Origin of the sequence: Thermogemmatispora sp., from assembly GCF_019683755.1 — a bacterium.
GTDB lineage: Bacteria > Chloroflexota > Ktedonobacteria > Ktedonobacterales > Ktedonobacteraceae > Thermogemmatispora.
Map to the genome: position 1 here is coordinate 1 of NZ_JADGHT010000300.1, position 5,844 is coordinate 5,844.

A 5,844-nucleotide genomic window follows, 5' to 3' on the forward strand; every position below is an offset into this window, starting at 1 on the left:
CCCGACACCCTTACTCACTCACTTTCTTTAGCGAGGAAGGCGCTCCTCGTCAAAGGTGAGGAGAGGCATGCCACGCCGCATCAGTGGCTCACCGCGGTGGCGACTTGCTCGCCGGCGCGCTCGCCCAGCACCATCCCTGGTAACATTCCCAGGGCACCCAGCCCTTCGACTGCCAGGGCCGGCGCCACTACCCCCAGTGGATGCAACTCAGGGACCATCTGCGGAGTGACCTCCAGGTCTACGGCCCACGTGTAGGCTGGTTCCTGTTCCGCCAATTCAGGCAGCCAGCGATAGGTCAGCTCTTTCAAGCGGCAATGATAATGAGCATCATTGCGCGTGACCCCAGCGCGACCGTAGCGACCGCCAGTCACTGTGAGCCGTCCCTCACCTGGCCTGAAATCCGCGTAGGTGTAGGGCAACGCATCCCCGAAGATGGGGAAATCGGGCGGTAGCTCAGCGCGAAAGGCCAAGGCATACAGCCGCGCATTGGGGCGGGCACCCGGGCCTACAGCTAGGATCAGGCCACGTGTCAGCAGTGTGCAGCCATTGGCCAGATGCAGGCGCCAGCCACTGACTCCGCCGGGCAAAGGCACCTCTTCGTAGGTAATCACCGGCGCATTGCCACGTAGCACGACGCCAGCACGGCGGGCGCGTCGTGCCAGGTGGGCCAGCAAAGTCAGCGGGTGTACTCGCGCCTCATCCGGCAGCCAGAGGGCCGCATAGACCGTACGCACATTGAGGCGGCCCTGCGTCGCCTCCGCCACCTGCGCCGGCGTCCACAGCTCCGCACGCAGGCCCATACGCAGCCGCAGATGCGCCTCGCGCGCCAAATTCCGGGCTCCGCTGATCGTCTCGGCCAGGCTCAGTGAGCCTGTCAGGCGCAGGGAGAGCAGCGAATCGGGGAGAGCCGCCTCCCTGACCAGCGAGAACAGCACTTCAGTCGTGGCAGGCCAGAGGGCAAGCGCTGGATGTCCTGAAGGTAGGGTCGTCAGGTCAGCATTGATACCAACGCTCAAAATGCCAGCATTGCGCCCACTTGTACCGTAACCAATCAGCGCATGACGCTCCAGCACCAGCACCCGTGCGCCAGCACGCCGGGCGCTGAGGGCCGCGCTTAAGCCAGCAACGCCAGCCCCAATCACAATGACATCCAGCGGTTGGGCGGGAGGGCCTTCATCGGCGATGTCCGGAAGGTGTAATTCTGCTCGGACAACGGGATCAAGGTCATCCCACCAGGGGATCAGAGACTGAGGAACAGGAGTGGTTGGTGGGACTACAGTCGTACGTCGATCAGGATCGGCTTCAGTCTGCGTTTCAACTCGCATAAAGCTCCTTTTCACAAGGGCAGTAGCGCGACAGGATATGACGAGATGTGCATCGCCGTCCCCCTAGGGGGAGCGTACCCCCGGCGCGATAACAACGGCGGCACACTAGAGCATGCCCTTTGGAGAGCAATGCGTCAGGAGCAACCAGGCTCATCCCGCGAGGCAGCCGGCTAGCGGAGGAGCAAAGCCGCGCGGCTCCTGGGCGATGGCGATCCTGCACATCCCGGGCAGGCCACGCTACCACCTGACAACCATCCTATCTATGATTGATGATAAGAAGCTCTCCCCCGCTCTGTCAAGCCGGCACGGGCCGAGCCGTTCCGCTGATCAGCTTGCCCCTCGCCTTATGCGCGGCCAGCTCGCTCTGTCCGGCTATCATGTTCTAGGAGATAGCCACTCTTCTTGTTGCTCCAGCTCTTGGTGCCCTACAGGCCCGCCCACTTCGGAACCGCTAGCCTCACGGAAGCCCATAGCGTACAGCTTAGCGTAGACACCGTTACGCGCCAGTAGCTCTTCATGTTTGCCCTGCTCGACAACCTGGCCTTGCTGAAGCACAACGATGAGATCGGCGCTTTTGATGGTTGAGAGACGATGGGCAATGACAATGGCTGTACGCCCTTGCAGCAGGCGCTGCAGGCCTTGCTGGACGATCAGTTCAGTGACAGTGTCGATGTTGGCCGTGGCCTCGTCCAGAATCAGGATGCGCGGATCAGCCAGCAAAGCTCGGGCAAAGGCAATGAGCTGTCGCTGGCCCATGCTCAGGTTGCGCCCTCGCTCACGAATAGGCGTCTCGTACCCCTGGGGAAGGCGCTCAACCAGCTCATGTAAACCCACAGCACGCGCCGCCGTCATCACTTCTTCATCGCTGGCGTCGAGCCGACCATAGCGGATGTTCTCCTTGATTGTCCCGGTAAAGAGAAAGGGGTCTTGCGGCACGACGCCAATCTGTCGGCGTAGCGAGTGCTGGGTGACGTCTCGTACATCATGGCCGTCGATCAGGACAGCTCCCCCTTGGACGTCGTAAAAGCGCGTGACGAGGCCAGCAATGGTCGTTTTACCGGCGCCGGTTGGTCCGACAATGGCCACCGTTTGCCCAGGCTTGATGTGCAGATTCAGCCCACGCAGCACTGTATAGCGGGGCGTATAGCCAAAGGTGACATTGCGAAATTCGATCTCTCCGCGGATAGGCGGTAGCTCATAGGCACCTGGCTTATCTGTAATCTCTACAGGAATCGAGAGGATCTGATAGATGCGTTCGGCGGCTACAGCAGCGCGCTGGAGCTGGGTATATTGCATGCTTAGTTCTCGGATGGGATCAAAGAAGCGGTTAATGTACAGGGTAAAGGCGACGAGTACGCCGATCTGTAGGGTGCCGCGCGCAACCTCCATCCCGCCGTAGACAACGACCAACGCGATGGCGATCGCTGCGACAACCTCGACCAGTGGCAGCACTAGCGAGGAAATGCGGTTCGCCTCCAGGTTGGTATCGCGATTGTAGGCGTTCAGCTCGTCGAATTCGCTACGGTTGCGCTCTTCACGCGCCAGGCTTTGGATGACGCGCATGCCTGAAATATTTTCTTGAAGAGTGGCGTTGACCAGTGAAATGGCTGCCCGCGTGCGCCGAAAGGAGCGTTCGGCATGGCGCGACCAAAAGGCGGCAATGATGAACATGATCGGAAGGACGGCGAAAGAGAGAAGGGCCAGCCAGGCATTCATGGCAATCATGGCGCCGATGATGCCCACCAGAGCCACCAGCGAGCCGAGGATGGAGAGCAGGCCGGAGCTGAGCATGCTCTCTAGTACATCGATATCGCTTTGCAGGCGCGACATAACGCGCCCGATCTGGGTGCGATCGTAAAAGCTCAGCGAGAGCTGCTGCAGATGGCGGAACATGTCGGAGCTGAGCAGATAGAGGACTTGCTGACCGGCCCATGACATGGTCCAGATTTGCCAGTACTGGGCCTGCCACATGACAATGTTAACGAGCAGGAGCACCAGACAGATCAGGGCCAGCCCCCCCAGGTCGGCACGTGTGATAAACTGATCAATAGCCACCTCGATCAGATAGGGATTGGCCAGGTTGGTGGCGGTGTAGAGCAGCATCAAGAGAACGCTGAGAATGGTGAGACCTTTGTAGCGTGCGAGGTAGATCCCAAAGAGACGAATGGAGCGCCAGTCAAAACGACGCGTTTCGCTTTCGTCGGCACTGGCCAGGGTATTTTCTTCCCACATAAGTCGGCGCCGACGCTCCAGATAGGCACGACTGCGTCGGTGCCGCTCAGCCTTGTCCCGTTCCCGTTGGCCCTTCATCTCTTTCCTCCTCTCTGCTGACAACAGTTTTCCTCGGTCATGACCTGGGCTGCCAGCCTCTGCCCTTCTTCTTGCCTCGCGCTCTTCTGGCGAGCGGCACGCTGTTGCCGGTAGCGTTCTTCAAATTCCTCTTGCTCACGTAATTGGAGATCATAGAGACGACGATAGAGACCATTGCGTGCCAGGAGGCTTTCATGGGTGCCCTCTTCGACAATGCGCCCACGGTCCAGAATGAGAATCCGATGGGCATGCTTGATGGTGCGCAGGCGCGAGGCCACTACGAAGGTAGTGCGTCCGCGCATGACTGCCTCTAGGGCCTGCTGAATGAGATATTCTGTCTCCATGTCGACGCTGGAAGTCGAGTCGTCTAGAATCAGGATGGGTGGATTGAGCAGTAAGGTGCGCGCAATGGCGATGCGCTGCTTTTGCCCTCCCGACAGGGTCACGCCGCGCTCGCCAACCCAGGTATCGTAGCCGTTTGGCAGGCTGCAAATGAAATCGTGAATGCGGGCGATTTTGGCGGCGGCGATGATCTGCTCATCATTGACTTCTTCAACGCCATAGGCGATGTTCTCGCGCAGGGTGGCATTGAAGAGAAAGACGTCCTGCAGGACGAGCCCAACTGCGCGGCGGAGTGAGGCCAGGGTAATGGTGCGTATATCGTAACCATCGATGGTGATGCGTCCCGCAGTCACGTCATAGAAGCGCGGAAGTAGATGCAGTAGGGTGCTCTTGCCGGCTCCGGTGGCACCGAGAATGGCCACGATTTCGCCTGGCCGGGCCTCAATTGAAATGTCGTGTAGCACCTCTTGCCCACCTGCGTAGGCAAAGGAGACGTGTTCGTAACGGACATGACCGCGTACATCCCGTAGCTCATGCGCTCCTGGTGCCTCTGTAATGGCCGGGGGTGTGTCCAGGATCTCGAAGATGCGTGCCGCCGACGAGATGCCTCGCATAAACCAGGTCACCATAAAGCCCAGGGTGCGCGTCGGGGTGCCCAGGACCAGGACATACTGAGTGACCGCGACCAGAGTTCCCAGACTGAGGTGATGCCCAACGACGGCTACTCCCCCTACCCAGACGAGGAGGACCGTGATCAGGTTGAGGATGAGTACCATTAAGGGCTGATTCCAGGCGGAGAGGCGCATGGTCTCCAGGTTCAGTTCGCGCAGCTTGCGATTCTGCCGGTCGTATTTCTCGACTTCGAACGGCTCGCGGGCAAAGGATTTGACAATGCGTATGCCGCTCAGGCTCTCTTGCATGATGGTGCCAAGAACACCGTTCTCTTCCTGGACTTTCTCCCAGAGCGGGCGGAGACGCTTGCCAACCTGCACGGCGAGGAACATCAGAAGCGGTACGCTGATTAGGGTGATGAGCGCAAGGAAGATGTCAAGCTGCAATAGAATAATGGCAACGGCTCCGAAAGTGACAATCGCAACGAGGGCGCGCAGTAAGCCTAGAGGAATAAAGTTGCGTACTCCTTCAATGTCAACGGTCAGCCGAGACATGAGTTGGCCAGTCTCGGCATCATCATGAAAGGAGAAGTCAAGCCGCTGGAGATGGTCGTAGACCTGATTGCGCAGGTCATAGGCCACATGGCAGGACACAGCTTGTGAGAGATAGCTCTGGCCGTAGGAAAAGAGACCGCGTAGCGCGCTGATGACTAGAATGGCAGCCGCAGCCAGTAAGAGCCTGTGAAACTGCCCTCCACGGATGCCGACGTCGATAACCCAAGCTAGCAGCCAGGGTACGACGAGGGCCGCAACGGTGGCCAGGATCATCGAGATGACCGCGCCTAGCGAGGCTAGCCAATAGGGCCGCAGTAGGCCGATGATGCGCTTGCAGATGCGCCAGTTGCTCCTCCACCATGCAATATCGATAGAAAAGAATGTTTTGCGCATGGTTTCGGCGACGATCGCTGACATGAGCAGTGTTCCTTTCTGGTCTGGCAGGCATCGACAGATAGTGAGTGACTGGTGAGGACTTCTATCGGACAGGCCCAACAAGGGGCTGCACCGCATGATCGGGAGATTTGTATGTTCCTCCTGGAACAGTCTAGGCACCTATAGCTGACAGAAGGGTGTCAGTCTTTCGCCCAATCGGAGAGCGGGCAGCCAAATTGACAGTCTGGGGCTGCTGCCTGGCTCTCTCATCTTCCACTTCCGGCCAGGGTCACAAGAGAAAGAAAGGGGCAAATCGCATATAGAGC

3 protein-coding genes are annotated in these 5,844 nt (G+C 59.1%); all 3 read right to left on the bottom strand.

Annotated features, from left to right (window positions below; genetic code table 11):
* Positions 1 to 80 precede the first annotated feature (80 nt).
* Positions 81 to 1,325, bottom strand: a complete 1,245-nt coding sequence (locus IRZ24_RS15865) for an FAD-dependent oxidoreductase (RefSeq protein ID WP_297166085.1) — start codon at positions 1,323 to 1,325, stop codon at positions 81 to 83.
* A gap of 375 nt (positions 1,326 to 1,700) precedes the next feature.
* Positions 1,701 to 3,635 (bottom strand): ABC transporter ATP-binding protein, encoded by a 1,935-nt coding sequence (locus IRZ24_RS15870; RefSeq protein ID WP_297166088.1) that lies wholly within the window; start codon positions 3,633 to 3,635, stop codon positions 1,701 to 1,703.
* Positions 3,632 to 5,560 (bottom strand): ABC transporter ATP-binding protein, encoded by a 1,929-nt coding sequence (locus IRZ24_RS15875; RefSeq protein WP_297166091.1) that lies wholly within the window; start codon positions 5,558 to 5,560, stop codon positions 3,632 to 3,634. The genes IRZ24_RS15870 and IRZ24_RS15875 overlap by 4 nt, the downstream gene beginning before the upstream one ends.
* Between the last annotated feature and the right edge of the window lie 284 nt (positions 5,561 to 5,844).

What these genes read in the sequence shown, in the direction of transcription:
- IRZ24_RS15865 (WP_297166085.1), bottom strand. Translation starts at nt 1,325, where the DNA reads ATGCGAGTTGAAACGCAGACTGAAGCCGATCCTGATCGACGTACGACT.
- IRZ24_RS15870 (WP_297166088.1), bottom strand. Translation starts at nt 3,635, where the DNA reads ATGAAGGGCCAACGGGAACGGGACAAGGCTGAGCGGCACCGACGCAGT.
- IRZ24_RS15875 (WP_297166091.1), bottom strand. Translation starts at nt 5,560, where the DNA reads ATGTCAGCGATCGTCGCCGAAACCATGCGCAAAACATTCTTTTCTATC.